This is a genomic window from Planococcus liqunii, assembly GCF_030413595.1.
GTDB lineage: Bacteria > Bacillota > Bacilli > Bacillales_A > Planococcaceae > Planococcus > Planococcus liqunii.
This window is the reverse complement of the sequence record NZ_CP129238.1, coordinates 2,029,872-2,046,182: the sequence shown is the minus strand read 5'-3', so window position 1 is coordinate 2,046,182 and position 16,311 is coordinate 2,029,872. Positions and strand designations below refer to the sequence as shown.

At 46.0% G+C, this 16,311-nt stretch carries 15 protein-coding genes and 2 pseudogenes; 12 read left to right on the top strand and 5 right to left on the bottom strand.

Annotation, left to right across the window (positions count from 1 at the left end):
• Positions 1-105 precede the first annotated feature (105 nt).
• From QWY22_RS10370 to QWY22_RS10350, 5 genes are all read left to right on the top strand, one after another.
• Positions 106-1,089: a ketoacyl-ACP synthase III gene (locus QWY22_RS10370; protein WP_300980809.1), complete on the top strand. Its 984-nt coding sequence runs from the start codon at positions 106-108 to the stop codon at positions 1,087-1,089.
• 228 nt (positions 1,090-1,317) lie between these two features.
• The gene (locus QWY22_RS10365) at positions 1,318-1,521 is read left to right on the top strand and encodes a hypothetical protein (RefSeq protein WP_300980808.1); all 204 of its coding nucleotides are present in this window, start codon (positions 1,318-1,320) and stop codon (positions 1,519-1,521) included.
• A gap of 503 nt (positions 1,522-2,024) precedes the next feature.
• Entirely contained in the window at positions 2,025-2,702 is a 678-nt protein-coding gene (locus tag QWY22_RS10360) for a response regulator transcription factor (protein WP_300980807.1), read from the top strand.
• A complete protein-coding gene (locus QWY22_RS10355) occupies positions 2,689-4,107 on the top strand; it encodes a sensor histidine kinase (protein WP_300980806.1) in 1,419 nt (472 codons plus the stop codon). Before QWY22_RS10360 ends, QWY22_RS10355 begins: the two co-directional genes overlap by 14 nt.
• A 267-nt stretch (positions 4,108-4,374) precedes the next feature.
• On the top strand, positions 4,375-5,001 hold the full coding sequence (locus tag QWY22_RS10350) for a flavodoxin family protein (RefSeq protein ID WP_300980805.1): 627 nt from the start codon (positions 4,375-4,377) through the stop codon (positions 4,999-5,001).
• Between the two features lie 70 nt (positions 5,002-5,071).
• Here QWY22_RS10350 and QWY22_RS10345 read toward each other — a convergent pair whose 3' ends face one another.
• Positions 5,072-5,935, bottom strand: coding sequence for a metallophosphoesterase family protein (locus QWY22_RS10345; protein ID WP_300984376.1), 864 nt, complete (start codon positions 5,933-5,935; stop codon positions 5,072-5,074).
• A gap of 265 nt (positions 5,936-6,200) precedes the next feature.
• Between QWY22_RS10345 and QWY22_RS10340 the strand changes: the two genes are divergently transcribed.
• From QWY22_RS10340 to QWY22_RS19635, 3 genes and pseudogenes are all read left to right on the top strand, one after another.
• A complete protein-coding gene (locus tag QWY22_RS10340; protein ID WP_300980804.1) occupies positions 6,201-7,154 on the top strand; it encodes a cation diffusion facilitator family transporter in 954 nt (317 codons plus the stop codon).
• A gap of 268 nt (positions 7,155-7,422) precedes the next feature.
• Positions 7,423-8,128, top strand: a pseudogene (locus QWY22_RS19640) (GAF domain-containing protein); the annotation flags it as partial.
• 134 nt (positions 8,129-8,262) lie between these two features.
• Positions 8,263-9,498: pseudogene (locus QWY22_RS19635) on the top strand (two-component system sensor histidine kinase NtrB); the annotation flags it as partial.
• A 53-nt stretch (positions 9,499-9,551) separates the two neighbouring features.
• Here the strand turns inward: QWY22_RS19635 and QWY22_RS10330 are convergent.
• The 3 genes from QWY22_RS10330 to QWY22_RS10320 form a co-directional block, all read right to left on the bottom strand.
• Entirely contained in the window at positions 9,552-10,094 is a 543-nt protein-coding gene (locus QWY22_RS10330) for an ECF transporter S component (protein ID WP_300980802.1), read from the bottom strand.
• A 275-nt stretch (positions 10,095-10,369) separates the two neighbouring features.
• The gene (locus tag QWY22_RS10325) at positions 10,370-10,537 is read right to left on the bottom strand and encodes a hypothetical protein (RefSeq protein ID WP_300980801.1); all 168 of its coding nucleotides are present in this window, start codon (positions 10,535-10,537) and stop codon (positions 10,370-10,372) included.
• A 151-nt stretch (positions 10,538-10,688) separates the two neighbouring features.
• Positions 10,689-11,123, bottom strand: coding sequence for a ribosomal maturation YjgA family protein (locus QWY22_RS10320; protein WP_300980800.1), 435 nt, complete (start codon positions 11,121-11,123; stop codon positions 10,689-10,691).
• 351 nt (positions 11,124-11,474) lie between these two features.
• On the opposite strand from QWY22_RS10320, the gene QWY22_RS10315 reads away from it, so the two are divergent.
• From QWY22_RS10315 to QWY22_RS10300, 4 genes are all read left to right on the top strand, one after another.
• Positions 11,475-12,470 carry a macro domain-containing protein gene (locus tag QWY22_RS10315; RefSeq protein ID WP_300980799.1) on the top strand — a complete coding sequence of 332 codons (996 nt, stop codon included), beginning with the start codon at positions 11,475-11,477 and terminating at the stop codon, positions 12,468-12,470.
• Positions 12,471-12,552: 82 nt separating this feature from the next.
• Positions 12,553-13,194 carry a vWA domain-containing protein gene (locus QWY22_RS10310; protein ID WP_300980798.1) on the top strand — a complete coding sequence of 214 codons (642 nt, stop codon included), beginning with the start codon at positions 12,553-12,555 and terminating at the stop codon, positions 13,192-13,194.
• 197 nt (positions 13,195-13,391) lie between these two features.
• Positions 13,392-13,952, top strand: coding sequence for an alpha/beta hydrolase (locus QWY22_RS10305; RefSeq protein ID WP_300980797.1), 561 nt, complete (start codon positions 13,392-13,394; stop codon positions 13,950-13,952).
• 144 nt (positions 13,953-14,096) lie between these two features.
• A complete protein-coding gene (locus tag QWY22_RS10300; RefSeq protein WP_300980796.1) occupies positions 14,097-15,077 on the top strand; it encodes an aldo/keto reductase in 981 nt (326 codons plus the stop codon).
• Positions 15,078-15,151: 74 nt separating this feature from the next.
• Here the strand turns inward: QWY22_RS10300 and QWY22_RS10295 are convergent, their stop codons facing one another.
• A complete protein-coding gene (locus QWY22_RS10295; protein ID WP_300980795.1) occupies positions 15,152-16,180 on the bottom strand; it encodes an alpha/beta fold hydrolase in 1,029 nt (342 codons plus the stop codon).
• Positions 16,181-16,311: the final 131 nt, after the last annotated feature.

The following is a 16,311-nucleotide window of genomic DNA, read 5'->3' as shown; positions in this document are numbered from 1 at the left end:
GGAAAATATTATTCCGAGTATAATAAAAACAAAGTGTACAAATTAGTACCTAATGCTAATAGTTGATGTTAAAATGAAGCGAGTACCAGCAAAGGGGCGAACTTCATGAATTTATCAAAAGCAAGAATTACAGCCATCGGTTCCTATGTGCCAGAAAAGCGGCTGACGAATCACGACCTGGAAGAACTAGTGGAAACAAACGACGAATGGATTGTCCAACGGACTGGCATAAAAGAACGCCGCATTGCAGCGGATACGGAATTCACAAGCGATATCAGCATTAAAGCTGTAGAAAACCTGCAGGAGCGCTACGGAAAATCTGTAGATGATGTCGACATGATCATCGTCTGCACCATGACGCCGGATTTTAAAACGCCAAGTGTCTCTGCACTTGTGCAAGCCAAGCTTGGCATCAAAAACACGGGAGCGATCGATTTGAATGCTGCCTGCTCAGGATTCGCATACGGGCTGCATATGGCGAATGGATTGATCACTTCCGGCTTGAACCGCAAGATTCTGGTGATCGGCGCGGAAACTTTTTCGAAGATACTGGATTACAGCGATCGTTCCACATGCATCCTGTTCGGAGATGGCGGCGGAGCCGTGCTGGTTGAATATGACGAGGAAAAACCAAGTTTTATCGAGTCCCATATGGGAACTGACGGGGCGCTGGCCAATAATTTGTATTGCACAGATTTGTCAGGCCGGATGTTCGGCAACGAACTGGCGGTTAATGGATTTGTGACACAAAACGGCCGTGAAGTTTATAAATGGGCGGTTAACACCGTTCCAAAAGGCATGAAGGCATTGATGGAAAAAGCGGGATACGACAATGATCAAGTGGATTGGTTCGTGCCGCATAGCGCCAATCTTCGCATTATCGAGTCGATCTGCAGCCGAAACGGGCTGCCGCTCGAGCGTACCATTTACAGCTTGGAGTATTACGGCAATACATCAGCTGCCTCAATTCCATTGTCGCTCTCACAAGGCGTTCAGGAAGGCAAAATTAAAGCAGGAGACAGGCTGCTTCTATACGGATTCGGCGGCGGATTGACCCATGCCGGCATGTTGGTGGATTGGTCAATTTAATGCGGTTTCTGTACATTTCCATAGTTTGGGCAAAAAGTTTTCTTCATATACTGAAGAAAACTTTTTTTAATTGGCAGCCGATTGAAATTTCATTCAACCTTCATCATCGCCGTATACGATAAGGAAATCGAAAAGCAATTTAAGCAGGGAAGAGGCGGTTCTGATGAAAAAAGTATTGATACTCGGTTGATATACGAATTTGATTGATAAGGTGCAAACGACAAACGAATGGGCTTGTATACAATTGTTGCTGCAGGCTTGGAACCGGATTCGCCAGCGAAATGGCATGCAGACAAATCCTGTACCATCAGCACCGACGATACAGGGCGTTTAGCCGAAATGGCAAAAGAAGAAGGGGTTTCCGGCGTTCTCAACGCCTTCGATAATTTCAATACATGGCAAGCGCAGGCGCTATGTGAACAGCTCGGCTAGCGGTATTATGTGACTTCAATTATTGAAGAGTATCGCACCGGAAACTTTCAGAGAAGTGCGTCCAACGGTCTTCAGTATCCAGTTAACGGCAAGCTGGTGGACAGTTATGCGAGCCAGGCGATTGCCGTCAGCCACAGCGCGGAACAATTGGGGAAAGCCTATGCCACAACAGTTGGATAGCCCAAAAGCGGCACTGCCTCATCGAACGCTTTATCGACAATTTGCAAAGTGTGGAAATGTATTATACGGTCGCGGATGGAATTGTTATGTTAACGGCAATGGCCGACCGCTACGTGCAAAAACAGTCTGAAGAACATCGGCCGCTGCCGACAGCCGCCGTTTTTCCTTCCGGCCACTTGGACCGGATTTAAACGAGCTGAACTGGCCACAGCTTCTTTTAAATTTCAGAAAAACTTGCACCAACAGAATATTTTAATCTCTTTTTAACCTTTCTATGAAATACTGAGTCTAAAGGCAAGGCGCTGCTGGAGAGGGTGTTCATTGTGAAGATATTGTTGGCAGAAGATGATGAGATGCTTGGCGAATTGGTAGTGCATTTATTGAAGAAAAAAGGGGCGAAAACCGTCGATTGGGTGACCGAAGGAGAAGATGCCTATGACTATGCGGCCGCGTCATTTTATGATGTCGTCATTTTGGACTGGATGATGCCAGGTGGAGATGGCATTTTCGTCTGCAAAAAACTCAGAGACAGCGGCTACGGCGGTGCGGTATTGATGCTTACGGCGAAAGATGCGCTGATGGACCGGGTGGAAGGGCTTGATGCGGGGGCGGATGATTATTTGGCAAAGCCGTTCGAAATTGAAGAACTGTGGGCGCGGCTCCGGGCGCTGGCACGTCGCACGTATTCCCCGATTCAAGAAGAAGTCATGGAAGTCAATGGCTTGAATATTAACCGCACTGCACATTCTGTAAGCCGCGGAGACCGAAAAATCAATTTGACGCCGCGCGAGTTTCAACTGCTGGACATGCTGATCCAAAACCGGGGGACGGTGCTGACACGCGAGCTGATTTTTGACCGTATTTGGGGGTTTGATACAGATGTTTCAATGAAAACGATAGATGCGACGGTGAAACTGCTGCGCAAGAAAATTGACCACGACGAAAGCAGCAGCATGATCGAGACTGTCAGAGGAGTGGGGTATAAAGTTGAAAAGGGCTGACTTTTTCAAAAAACACGAAAATGATGTTTTCGCGCAAACCCGGAATCGCCTGACGCTTTTTTACAGCACTATTCTCACTTTATTCCTGGCTGTCTTTGTCGCATTGGCGTTGTTGATTTTTTACATTGTCGTCAACAATGACCAGGAACAGACGCTCCGCCTGCTTTCCGATAGAGAAGTCGGCATGGCGGAACGGGCGCTTGACGGCAGCGGCGGAGCCTGGAGAGAACAAGAACGCCGCGATTTATCCGGCAACCAAGTATTTTATTACGTAACCGGCAATGAGGACGAGTTGATCATCAACAATGACAATTACGAAGAGTTGCGGGAACTGTATATGGATGTCGTCGAAGAATGGGAAACGGATGGAATTGAAGTCAAGAAAGTTGAAATCGACATTCCGGAAAATGATCCGTTATTCGAAGATTTTAAGGAATTGGAATTGAATTTGATGGTGTTGGCCCGGCCGGTCATGCACGAAGGAGACCGGATTGCCATGCTGTACTTGGCTGTCGATAACACCTTTTATACCAGTGTCATCAAATGGACCGTTGTTATCTTTGCCGGAATGACGATCTTGTTCTCAGCGATCGGGCTGCTGGTAAGCCGCTGGATGTCCAAACGGGCGCTCGAACCAGTTGAAATCGCTTATAATTTGCAAAGGGAATTTGTTTCCAATGCGTCTCATGAACTCCGGACACCGCTCAGCGTCATTTTGTCTGCTGCGGAAGCGCTTGGAATGGAAAACGACAAATCCAATCCATTCCGGGAAAAAATGCTCGGCACCCTCAAACACGAAGTGAAACGGATGTCGGGGCTGATTACGGAACTGCTGGCGCTCGCGAAATCCGATTCTGAACAAAAGTCTTTGAAGCTTCGCAAAGAGCAGTTTGATATCCGCCCAGCTGCTGAACAGATGGTCGAATCCTTCACAAACGCCATACGGACAAAAGGGCTCAGCTTGAAACTGGATGCCCCTGTTCCGATTGAAGTAGTCGGCGACCGGGACAAGCTGATCCAGCTGATGTATATATTGACGGACAACGCCATCAAATATACATCAGCAGGCGGGCACGTAGAAATCAAGTTGAAAAAACAGAACCACAAGAAACACGACGATTTCATTTTCTCAGTGTCCGACACCGGCATCGGCATTTCACTTGAAGATCAGAAAAAGGTTTTTGAACGTTTTTACCGAGCCGATAAAACGCGTTCTCGCAAAGAAGGTGGCTACGGGCTGGGCTTGTCGATTGCGCAATCAATTGCCGAAGCGCATGGCGGAGTGATCGAAGTGGAAAGTGTTCCTGACCGCGGATCGGTATTCAGCGTAAAAATTTCTTTCGAGCCTGAAGCGGTACAGCAGGCAAGGACCACGGAGGCTTCGGTGAAGCAGACATTGATTTAATAATTTGATGTGCTAATCGGAGAACGAAAGCCAGCTTGCAGAAGCTGGCTTTTTTGTGGGAATTAATAGAAAAGCAGAGACTATTTTAGCTGCAAAATCGTATTTATTTAACTACTGGTCGTATTCTCACCGTAATGGATCGTATTTTTTCATTTACGGGTCGTAATTTCGCAACTTCTGGTCGTATTTGAATCCATTGTTTAGCAAAAAGCAATCAGGGAACATCTAAAAGTGACGGATAAATTTCTGTAGAAAGGAAATGAGGACATGCAGCCATTAAAAGCAGTGTTTTTAAATTGTTCGCTGAAAAGCTCTGATGAAATTTCTAATACGGAAGGCATGATGAAAGACGTACAGACCCACTACAATCAATTAGGTGTTGAATCAGAGATTATTCGTTTGGCGGATTACCGGGTAGCTTTAGGCGTCCAGGAAGATATGGGCGGCGGCGACCAATGGCCGGAAATACTGGAGAAAGTGAAAGCCGCGGATATCCTGATTATCGGAACACCGCTCTGGCTGGGAGAGAAAAGTTCACTTGCCACGCTCGCCATTGAACGGCTGTATGGCAGCAGCAGTGTAACCAATGATAAAGGACAAGCTATTTTTTATAATAAAGTCGGAGGAGCGCTGGTGACCGGCAACGAAGATGGCGCTAAGCACGCATCGGCCTCTCTCCTTTACGGGTTGTCCCATATCGGTTTTTTGATCCCGCCGAATGTGGATGCGTATTGGGTAGGGGAAGCGGGGCCGGGACCATCTTATAACGAAGCGGGCCGGGACAACGATTTTACCAAAACGGCGATTGAACGCTTGGCCTACAACACCTACCATTTGGCAGGGCTTCTCAAAAACAATCCCATTCCCGCCGAAGGCAATACACTCGATTCATAATCGCCAAATGATTAAACAATCGCAAAAGAAGCCCACTTCAATAAAGGGGGCTTCTTTTGCAAGTTGAAGTTTACATTTTAATTTTCATTTGAGGAGGGACTTCAATCGGCACTGGCACCGGAATCATGTATTTAAAGTATGCCGCTTTTTGGACCGTTTGCTGTTTTAAGGTGAAATGCTTGATGGCATTCCCAATTTCCTGGGCGTGACTGCGCATTCTGGCATCATCCAGCGTAATGGAATCGATGGAGATAAAAGAATCGGTGATTTCAATTACCCGCACCGCTTGTTCATCGAGCACGGCTGCGAGCTGCAAAAAGTTCCATTGTCCTCGGCCGGCAAGGGAGTTGGAATGGTTGTGGCCGTTGATATACAGCCCGATGCCTTGTTTTTGCTTCAAGACATTCCAAATCGGCACATCGGGATGGATGCAGCGTTTTTCTTTCTCCGAATCTTTTGTGGTCGAGAAAACCGGATGGTGTGCAAACAGGATGAGCGGCCGTTCTTCGGACTCTTCAATGACGGATTCCAGCCAGTACTGTTGAACCGCATCCATCGTTCCGCCCCAATCTTCGTAATCCTGCTCCCGGGCTGTATCGAGGAATCCGAGAACGGCCTCGTCCGTAGACAATCGATGGAACCGTTCCTGGCCGGTAACCGATAATACCGCTTCGCGGGGCATGGCATAAAGGTCGTGGTTCCCGAGTACATGCTTGAACGGTTTGTTGTGTTTCCGGATCAACGCATAAACCTCTTCCAATTCATCCATTCGCCCGAAATTCGTCAAATCGCCTATGGATACATACAAATCAGCTGGGACTGAGAAAAACCGTTCCAAAAACGTTTCATAAAACGCCTGGCGGTCCTCTTCGATATACGCGCAACCATCTTTTAAACTTGGATAATGCAAATCACCGATTACTGCGATTTTCATCAACTGTCCAACTCCCCTCAGTTATCTGACAATTCAAGTATCCCACACGATTGTTTAGCTGGCTTAAAGGGATTGTAAAATTGTGTAAAGCTTTAAATCGGCATTCGTTACACAAATGCATCCCAGTTTATTTATCTGCCGCAAGCTTAATACTTTTATGTTTTCTGCAGGAAAGCAGTATAATTATAGCTATAAACCATGTAGGCAATGAGAGGAAAGCGGCAGCCAAATTGCCGTGCGTTTCGGGATAAAGGAGGCGTTCTAGTTGGAACATGACCATGGACATTCCCATACTCACGGGGGGAATAAAAAAACCTTATTTATAGCCTTTTTAATAACGACGTCTTATATGGTAGCAGAAGCGATCGGTGGACTTCTTACCAATAGTTTGGCACTTATTGCAGACGCCGGGCATATGCTGAGCGATTCCATTTCTTTACTTGTGGGATTTCTGGCATTCACGGTGGGCGAAAAAGCGGCAAGCCGTGCGAAGACCTACGGCTACAAGCGTTTTGAAATACTGGCAGCTGTTTTTAATGGCGTTTCGCTGGTCGCCATTGCCGCTTATATTTTTTACGAAGCTTACCACCGTTTTGCTGATCCGCCAGAAGTCGCGTCCGGCGGCATGTTGGCCATTGCGGTAGTTGGCCTTTTAGTGAATGTGCTGGTCGCCTGGATTCTGATGCGAGGCGGAGACACAAAAGAAAACTTGAACTTGCGGGCAGCTTTCCTTCATGTACTGGGCGACTTGCTTGGTTCTGTCGGCGCCATTGCGGCAGCATTACTCATTTTGTTTTTCGGCTGGGCATGGGCCGATCCGCTCGCAAGCGTCATCGTTGCGGTACTTGTCCTATTCAGCGGCTGGCGAGTAACGAAAGAGGGAATCCATGTTTTAATGGAAGGAACTCCTCGAAATGTGGATATCGATGAAGTGGCTGCAGCCATCAATAATGTACCGGGAATCTGCAACATCCATGATTTGCATGTCTGGAGCATCACCAGCGGGCGAAACGCATTGTCTGGCCACGTTGTCGTTGAAGACAACGTTTCGTTTGAAGAAACGCAGAAACTGCTAAGAAAAATTGAACACCTATTAAAGGATATGAAAATTGGCCACGTAACCATTCAAATTGAAAACAAAGAACATCCGCACGGCGAATCGGTTCTGTGCCAAGAGGTTCAACATGAACTTGAACACGAGCATCATCACCAGCATTAGATGAATAAATAAATCAAATCCTGGCCAACCGTAAATCACGGTTGTTCAGGATTTTTTAAATTGACAGTCTTTCTATCCATTTAAAGGAGATAAAAATCTATTTCTATTTCCGAATGAATTCCCAAATTAAGAGTTTTCCCTGTTCGTTTTCTAAAAAGAGATGTAAAATAATAGGTAAAAGCTTACAGGAATGAAAATAGTATGGAAACTACAAAAATTAACTGGAATGGAAATTGAAGTTCCATGTCCTTGATTGGAGAACAACCGGATGTTAAAGGAGCAGACTCGCTATTCCCGCCTGGCCAATTTGACAAAAGTCATCAATACGAAGCTGGAGCTTAAAGAAGTGTTGGAGCATGTTACAACAGCGATTTCTGAGGAAATTGTCCAATGCAATTCCGTGGGGATTTTCTTGCCCTACGAGGATGGCAGCTTCCGTGCATTCGCCGGAAAACCGGAATTTATTAACGGCAATGCATTTGAAACTCAGATTCTTGATTTGGAAAGGGATTTGCTGGCACAGGAAGTAATTGATACAAGGAAGACCATTTACATCCCGGACACTTCCAAAGACCACCGGCCAGATCCAAGATCGGTTGCCGCCTTCGATATCAAATCACTGTTGGCTTTGCCAATTTCATATGAACAGGAATTGTTCGGCTTAGTGTTTTTGTTTGACTACGGAACGCCGATGAATTTGACGGAATCAGAAATTCAAAGTGTGGAGGCTTATGTGAATATGGCAGCTGTCGCAATACAGAATGCAAAAAACTTAGCCCAAAAAGAAAACCTGATTTCTGAAAATCAATTGCTGCTCACTATCACGCGCGAACTGTCAATGTGCTCATCCATCCATGAAAGCATCGATAAATGCTTTTTTTACTTAGAAAAAGTTTTAGGCAGCAAAGTGATGGCTGCCCACCTTTTGGATCCGAATAGCAATAAAACCGTATCGTTGACTAAATATAGCAACGAGTACGATGCTGAAGAAGTTGGGTGCAATGAAAACTTTCGCGATGTACAGACGGATTTAAACTACAGGCAAATCATTCGGCAAGTGATTGAAGCTAAAACGGCCAGAACCGTGTCGTTTCCGGCATTCCGGAATTTATTGATCATTCCGCTCATATCCATGAACGAAGTGCTTGGGGTGATTTCCGTGTTGAAATGCGATAACGAAAACAGCCATTTTGATGATTTGCAGATTCAAATGGCCCAGTCAATCGTCGATACAACCGCGCCGACTTTTTCACATATGCTTTATATGGATCAATTGGAACATATGGTGGAAAAGCGAACAAGTGAGCTTGCAGCGGCGAATGAAAAAGTGACCAGCGTTATTGAAAGCATCACCGATGGGTTTTTCGCGTTGAACAAAGAATGGGAATTCATCTATATTAATAAACATCAGCAATTGCCGGAAAACAAAAAGGCGAAAGATGTGATGGGCAAGAATATTTGGGACGTAATCCATCCGGATTCGGCGTCCGTCATGTACAAGGAACTCCACCGCGCTATGTTTGAACGCATCCCCGTGCAATTTGAAATGCCGTCGCTTACGGAAGAATCCTGGTACGAAGTGGTCGCATATCCATTTGATGACGGCATTTGTTGCTTGTTTAAAGATGTGGCCGAGAAAAAGAAATACGAAAAAGAATTGAGAAGGCTGTCTAAGTTGGATTTGATCGGCCAAATGGCAGCCGGAATCAGCCATGAAATCCGAAACCCGATGACGACGGTCCGAGGATTCCTGCAGTTGTTGAAACAAGAAGAAGAACTGAACCAGCATTTCGGCTATTTTGATTTGATGATTGAAGAACTCGACCGAGCCAACTCCATCATCACGGAATTTTTGTCCATGGGAAATACAAGGACATCAGATTTGCAGATGATGGATTTGAATGCATTGATTTGCGAAATTGCCCCACTCATCAAAATCGATACGTTCAATCAAAACAAACTGATTGAGTTCAATACGCAGGAAATTCCGGAATTGCTGCTGAACCGGAATGAAATCCGGCAGCTGGTTATCAATTTATGCCGGAACGGCTTGGAGGCGATGAGTGAAGGGGAAGTGCTGACCATCAGCACTTATCAAAACCTGGATGGCTGTGTCGTTTTGGCGATTCAAGATGAAGGCGAAGGCATATTGCCGGAAGTGCTGGAGAAAGTAGGGACCCCGTTCTATACCACCAAAGACAATGGAACGGGCCTTGGCCTTGGCATCAGCTATGCCATTGCAGCCCGGCACAACGCGACAATTGATATTGAAACGGGACCTGAAGGCACAACGTTCTTTACGACGTTCTGCTATAAAGACAAAGAAAAAGAATTGAATAAGTAAATGCAAAAAAGGAGAAATTTTGGTTAGCCAAAACTTCTCCTTTTTCTATGGGTTTATTTGAAAAACGGAACTTTTTTAAGTGCAATCACTGCCGGAATCGCGACAAGCAAGCCGACAACGTTTTGCACAATATTGCCTGGAATCGAAGCGGCAGGCACGATGAAGCTGCTGAAAATGATGGCTTCACCGACATAATAGATGGCAATCATGACCGGAATCGAGACAATGGCAGCCAGAATATTGAAGCCTTTACTGTTTCCTGAACGACCGGCTGACCAGGCGATTTTACCAACAAGGTAACCTTGCAATCCACGGGCGATGATGGAAATGGGTGCCCAGAGTGTCCAACCTGAAACCAGATCGAACAGTCCCATTCCGACAGCGCCGGCAATGGCGCCTTTTTTCGGTCCGAATAACATCGAAATGATAAAGAGCATCGCTGTGCCAAGATGAACCAAACCGCCATTGGCGGTAATCGGCAATTTGATATTGAGCAAAAGCGTCGCAACAAACACAAGGGCGATGGCCATCGCCGTCAGTATTAAATCGAATGTTTTGGCACGGGAGTATGATGGAGCAGCAGTTGTTTTTTGCATAATCGTAACCATCCTTATCGTCAGTATTTTTTGATAAGGTTAACATTAGCAAATCTGTGGCCTACTTGAAAGTATCAATATGCGAAAAAACTTAGGGGTCAGTTTTGGGAAGAGCAATAGTGCTTAAGCAAAAAAGACGGCTTCCTTTTGGACGGCGCAGCTTTCGGGTGAAAGTGTGTAGAAATCAATGTCATTGTCGGTGCCCAAGTGAAAAACTGGACGATTTTTCTTCTGCGGAAATAATCGGATGCAGCGTTTCGCGCGATTTTTAGCAGCTAAGTGGAGATAGCTGCTTGCTGATTGAAAGTATATAAATTCTTATGAACCCGATAAAAAGGTTCCTGCGTGAAATCTTCCGCGTTTTCTTTGTTGCGTAAGGGCAAATAGATAGAGCGGTAAACACGGTCGCTGTGTCCCTTACAAAACCGCTTCAATTCTTCCATATTCTTCAACCTCCCCCTATCAATCATAGACAAAGCATCTTCCGAAAAGTATCGTTTCAATAGAAAGTTATATCGAAAAAAGAAGCCATGTATCTCGGCTTCTTTAAAAGGAATTTATCGTGTACGGCTTGAGCGAAAGTGAAACACTTTGTTATCGAATTAAACGAGTGAGCAAAATTCTCTCGAAAAAGACGCCTGCAGCAATGCCTGCTGCATAACGGAATAAATCAACCCAAAAAAAACCATGGCCCAAAACTAAAGAGCCGAGCACTGTGCTGCGAAGTGCATTGAGCCAATCCGCTTGATACAACTGGCTAAGTTCTATGCCGAAGCTGAAAAGTACAGCGCATCCAATAGCGGGATAAAACGGCTTTTCAACGAGCAAAAAACGGAAGCCGAAATAAATCATCATCGCCCATAAAGCATCCCCGGCATGCAGTGACACAAACAAAGGAAGGCTTTCAGCAAAGCGTCTGGAAGCCAAGCCAAAAGCGATGCACAGAACAAAAGCAACAATAAAAGATATTCGTAAATAGAAATATTTTGTACGCAGCAGATCCAAAAAGCGCCTGTTTTTTCTATTCATAGGCATTCTCCATTCTTAATTAATTTAACGGCGTGAAACAAAGAAAGTTCCAGGCAGAGCTCACAGAAAAAGCCAGAAAACCAGGAATCGACATTTTCAAAAAGACCCGCACAAAAAGCGGATTAAGCCGGAACGAAATTCCAAGCTCCGGGCGATAACCATGTCGCTTATAATACCACCAAAGGGGATGTCCATTTGCTTGTTAATTGATCTATCGTGTGCAAGAATTCTTTTATATACAAGCATCCAACTGCCGGATCCCTGGGTCCGGCAGTTTTTCTTTGGTTTTTCTGCAAATACTGGCAATTCATATGAGCTATTGGTAATTTGATAGTAAGGAGTGTGAAAAAGATGCCACTTGAAATTGTACGCAACGACATCACGAAAATGCAGACAGGGGCAATCGTCAATGCCGCAAATTCATCGCTGCAAATGGGCGGCGGGGTATGCGGAGCAATTTTCCGTGCAGCGGGAGCCAAAGAATTGCAGACGGCCTGTGACCGGATTGGCCATTGCCCGACTGGAGGAGCCGTCGAGACGCCTGCATTTCGTTTGCAGGCCGATTACATCATCCATGCGGTCGGTCCGGTTTGGCGGGGCGGGAAAGAAAGGGAAGAAGAATTGCTGAGGTCCTGCTATCAACAATCCTTGAAGCTCGCCGCTTCCCTCGGGTGCGAAACGATTGCGTTTCCGCTGATTTCTGCCGGCATTTACGGGTACCCGAAAGAACAGGCGCTGCAGGTCGCCATTTCGGAAATCCATCATTTTTTGCTGGACCATGAAATGCTCGTGTATCTTGTCGTATTTGACAAGCAAGCGTTTGGCATCAGTGAAAAACTGTATCGATCGGTTAAGCAGTTTGTCGATGAAAATTACATCGATGAACAGGAAATCCGCTATTCCCGGAACCGCAAGATGATGGAGCAGGACATTATGGCGGATGCGGCATTTGGGCAATTAGAACAGTCCATCTCACAGAGCGGGCTGGAAGAAGCGTTAAAGCGGATGGATGAACCGTTTTCCGTGCGTTTGCTGCGGTTTATCGACGAAAAAAACATGAGCGATGTAGACACTTATAAAAAAGCGAATATCGACCGCAAACTGTTTTCGAAAATCCGCAATTCCAAGAATTACACGCCGATGAAAAAAACAGTCATTGCCTTTGCGGTCGCCTTGCAGCTCGATTTGGGTGAGACCGAAGAATTATTGGAATCGGCAGGTTATACCCTGACACGCAGCAATAAATTTGATGTGATCATCGAATATTTTATCAAACAGGAAAACTACCGTATCCATGAAATCAATGAAGCCCTGTTCGCTTTTGACCAGCCGCTCCTCGGAGCTTAAAGTGTCGCTTTTCAAGCGACCTTTCGGACGAGAAAAAAGCATATTCTTTAGTTGTAGCACACAACTAAAGGAGGAATTTCAAATGAACAACAGCACAGAATTGGTATTTATTCTCGACAAGAGCGGTTCAATGGGTGGATTGGAAAGCGACACGATCGGCGGATTCAATGCACTGCTCAACAAACAGAAAAAAGAACCGGGTGAAGTGAAAGTCACCACGGTGCTGTTTAACCACAACTACGAACTTCTTCACGACCGGTTGCCAATCCATGGGATTTCACCGTTGACGGATAGGGACTATGAAGTCGGCGGCACCACGGCGCTGCTTGACGCTATTGGTTCAACGATCAATAAAATCGGCAATGTGCAAAAACGGATAAGCGAAGACCAGCGTGCGGGGAAAGTGCTTTTTGTCGTCACGACGGACGGTTTGGAAAATGCCAGCTGTGAATATACCCATAAAAAAATCCAGTCGATGATTAACCGGCAAAAAGAAACCTACGGTTGGGAATTCATTTTTATCGGGGCGAATATTGACGCAGTCAAAACCGCAAAAGAATTTGGCATCGCGGAAGAGTTTGCGGTCAATTATCATGCCGATGAAGAAGGGACAGAACTGAACTACCGAGTGATGAGCGAAACCATCAGTTCGTACCGCCAAGGAAAGAAATTGGACCGTTCCTGGAAAAAAGACATTGAAGCGGATTTTGAATCCCGCAAATGACCCGCTGCTTTGAAAAGAGGCAATTTTGTTTAAGTTAAACTAAGAAGGCCATCAACAATCATTCTGTTGATGGTTTTTTATTTGCAATAAAGCCCATTAAAAAGGTTCATTCTAGAAATATTCCGATTCCAATTGGAGCTTTTCCTGTCAATAGCGGGTATGTCTTTATATAGAAGAAATGAAAAGAGGCGATAGGAGTGAAAAAGCAAATCTTGTTCGTTCACAGTGCCGGTCCGCAAAACGAAACGCAAGGAAGCAGTGGCCTGATTCGATATCTGGAAAAGGAGCTGGGCGGAGAAGTTGAGTTGCGCCATCCCGCTATGCCTGACCCGGAAAATCCGGTGTATGCAGACTGGGAACGGCAAATAATAGAGGGTTTTACCGATTTAAGAGAGGACGCTATTTTGATTGGCCATTCATTGGGAGGGTCGGCGCTGCTGAAACTTCTGTCGGAAGAAAAAATGGAACCTCGTATTTCTGCTCTCCTATTAATTGCTTCACCGGTATGGGGGATGAACACCGATTGGGACAAAGAAGATTTTCTGCTTGCTCCCGGCTTTTCATCAAAACTGCCGGAAAACTTGGATATTTTTCTTTTTTATAGTGCCCACGACAATGTAGTGGCATTTAAACATGGTGCCAAGTATGCCGAACTGCTGCCATCAGCTCGCCTTAAACAAATCCCCGGCAATAGCCATTTGTTTGAAAACGGCTTGCCGGAACTAGTAGAAGAAATCAAGCGCATCAAGCTGAAATGAAATACAGATTTGCAAAAAATGAAAAAAGGGTATAGGAGCGTATAAATTTTCCGGTTTTCTTGCCACGGACAATGTACTGGCAGTTGGATGATTCAGGTTCAATCGAAGTTCACTACAATACCTAACAGAAAGAGTGGGATAAGTATGGAAAAAAGAAAACTTGGCAAACAAGGGCTGGAAGTTTCGGCAATCGGCTTAGGATGCATGGGAATGTCGGAATTCTACAGCGGCCGGGATGATCAGGAGTCCTTCAAAACCATCCATCACGCCATAGAAAAAGGCATTACGCTGTTGGACACCGCAGATATGTATGGGGTGGGGGCCAATGAAGAATTGGTAGGGCGTGCAATTAGAGGAAAGCGGGAGCAAGTGATTGTTGCGACCAAATTCGGCAATGTCCGAGGAGAAGACGGCTCTTTCCAAGGCATCAACGGGCATCCGGACTATGTGAAAAAAGCGTGTGATGCCAGCCTCATCCGCTTAGGGCTTGATACAATCGATTTGTATTACCAGCACCGGGTTGACCCGAACGTGCCCATCGAAGAAACGGTCGGCGCAATGAGTGATTTGGTCCAACAAGGAAAAGTCCGTTATCTCGGGATGTCGGAAGCGGCTCCTGCAACGATTCGGAAAGCGGCCGCGGTGCATCCGATCAGCGCGCTGCAAACCGAATACTCGCTGTGGAGCCGGGATGTGGAAGATGAAATTTTGCCGCTCTGCAGGGAATTCGGCATCGGTTTTGTGCCTTACAGCCCGCTTGGCAGAGGATTTTTAACAGGCCAGATCAAAACTTTCGAAGATTTGGCGGAAGACGATTACCGCCGATTTTCACCCCGTTTTCAAGGAGCGAACTTTCAGAAAAACTTGGATCTTGTTACTAAAATTGAAGAAATGGCCCGTGAAAAAGGATGCCGTCCGGCTCAGCTTGCCCTTGCCTGGCTGCTTGCCCAAGGCGAGGATATCGTCCCGATTCCGGGGACCAAACGCATCAAATACCTGGATGAAAATATCGGTGCGCTGAACGTGGAATTAACAGAACAGGATTTGGCGCACATCGACGAATTGGCGCCAAAAGGTGCAGCAGCCGGCGATCGGTATCCCGATATGAGAAGCGTAAATTTGTGATAAAACTTTCGTGAAAACACTAAAAGCCTCTTTCCTTCAAGGGAAGAGGCTTTTGATTTTTATAAGTAAAGCATTTATTTTCCGGGGTGCGGGAGCACGTCTATTTCCTCTGTAAATTCCATGACGGCATCGATATAGAGCTTGGGTTTAAAAGCATGGATTACGTGGTTGGCATGGATTTTCCGGTATTTCATACCGGGCACCAACTCTTTTATCCGGGCGGCATCCCGGTCATCCATCGCTCCAATCAGGCCATGTTCGGGGTAGCGCTGCCAATCCGCATGAAGCACCAGAAGCGGACACTGCACCTTTTTTAGCGCCTCAGCGTGGTCGATGCCTTCGTAAAAACGCCCATCCACAAATGCCCGTGCAAAATCCGGATCGAACATTGACAGCGATTTTAACAGAAGGCGCAGTGTGGACGGGAACCCCGTTTCAATGGGCTGGCCGGGATGTGCTTGTTCGAACTTGCGGATTTTTTTGGACAAGTAGCGGACAAATTGCGGGGGCATCCGTTTTGTCCGTGTTTCCGACACCGGCATCTCCATTTCGTTAAAATAATTGGCCAAGTCCCGGTTCGCGGGATCTCCGATATTTTCGACCAGTTTTTTTAGCCCGTTATAGACAAAGCGGTCTTCTTCTTTGAAGCGAGGCATTTCGACGGAAAATACCGGTGCATCTTCAAGGACGACGGCTAAAACCAGATGCGGCAGATTGGCCGCACACCACAAAGCGATGATGCCGCCGGAAGAATTGCCGGCAAGAATCGCTGGGCGTTTGACTATTATCTCTAAAAAGGATTGCATATCGCCTCCGATAATGCGCCAGGAATAATGCCCCGGCGTCCAGCTCGATTTGCCATGGCCCCTTATATCCAGCGCGAAAACTTGGAAATCATGTGACAACGGAACCAATACTTTCTGGTAGCTTTCCCACATGCCCATCTGTGCCGGAATCAGCACCAAAGGCGGCCCGTTGTCCGGTCCAACCACGTAATTGAGCTTGATGCCACCGGTGTCGAATTGGAATTCCTGAAATCCAGCTTTTTTCAACTTGGAAGAATGGATGGAACCCGACAAATGCTCAAAAGGATTGGAGTACATAAAGCCCCTTCTTTCTTGGTTTCCGTTGTAACCATTATACTCAAATGGCAGATAACTTAGGACGGATTTTAAAAAAGTCCTTACGAAATAGAAAGACCAAAAGGGGAAGGCGTTTTTTAAGAACCTTTTCG

What these genes read in the sequence shown, in the direction of transcription:
- QWY22_RS10370 (WP_300980809.1), top strand. Translation starts at nt 106, where the DNA reads ATGAATTTATCAAAAGCAAGAATTACAGCCATCGGTTCCTATGTGCCA.
- QWY22_RS10365 (WP_300980808.1), top strand. Translation starts at nt 1,318, where the DNA reads ATGGGCTTGTATACAATTGTTGCTGCAGGCTTGGAACCGGATTCGCCA.
- QWY22_RS10350 (WP_300980805.1), top strand. Translation starts at nt 4,375, where the DNA reads ATGCAGCCATTAAAAGCAGTGTTTTTAAATTGTTCGCTGAAAAGCTCT.
- QWY22_RS10345 (WP_300984376.1), bottom strand. Translation starts at nt 5,935, where the DNA reads ATGAAAATCGCAGTAATCGGTGATTTGCATTATCCAAGTTTAAAAGAT.
- QWY22_RS10330 (WP_300980802.1), bottom strand. Translation starts at nt 10,094, where the DNA reads ATGCAAAAAACAACTGCTGCTCCATCATACTCCCGTGCCAAAACATTC.
- QWY22_RS10325 (WP_300980801.1), bottom strand. Translation starts at nt 10,537, where the DNA reads ATGGAAGAATTGAAGCGGTTTTGTAAGGGACACAGCGACCGTGTTTAC.
- QWY22_RS10320 (WP_300980800.1), bottom strand. Translation starts at nt 11,123, where the DNA reads ATGAATAGAAAAAACAGGCGCTTTTTGGATCTGCTGCGTACAAAATAT.
- QWY22_RS10315 (WP_300980799.1), top strand. Translation starts at nt 11,475, where the DNA reads ATGCCACTTGAAATTGTACGCAACGACATCACGAAAATGCAGACAGGG.
- QWY22_RS10310 (WP_300980798.1), top strand. Translation starts at nt 12,553, where the DNA reads ATGAACAACAGCACAGAATTGGTATTTATTCTCGACAAGAGCGGTTCA.
- QWY22_RS10300 (WP_300980796.1), top strand. Translation starts at nt 14,097, where the DNA reads ATGGAAAAAAGAAAACTTGGCAAACAAGGGCTGGAAGTTTCGGCAATC.
- QWY22_RS10295 (WP_300980795.1), bottom strand. Translation starts at nt 16,180, where the DNA reads ATGTACTCCAATCCTTTTGAGCATTTGTCGGGTTCCATCCATTCTTCC.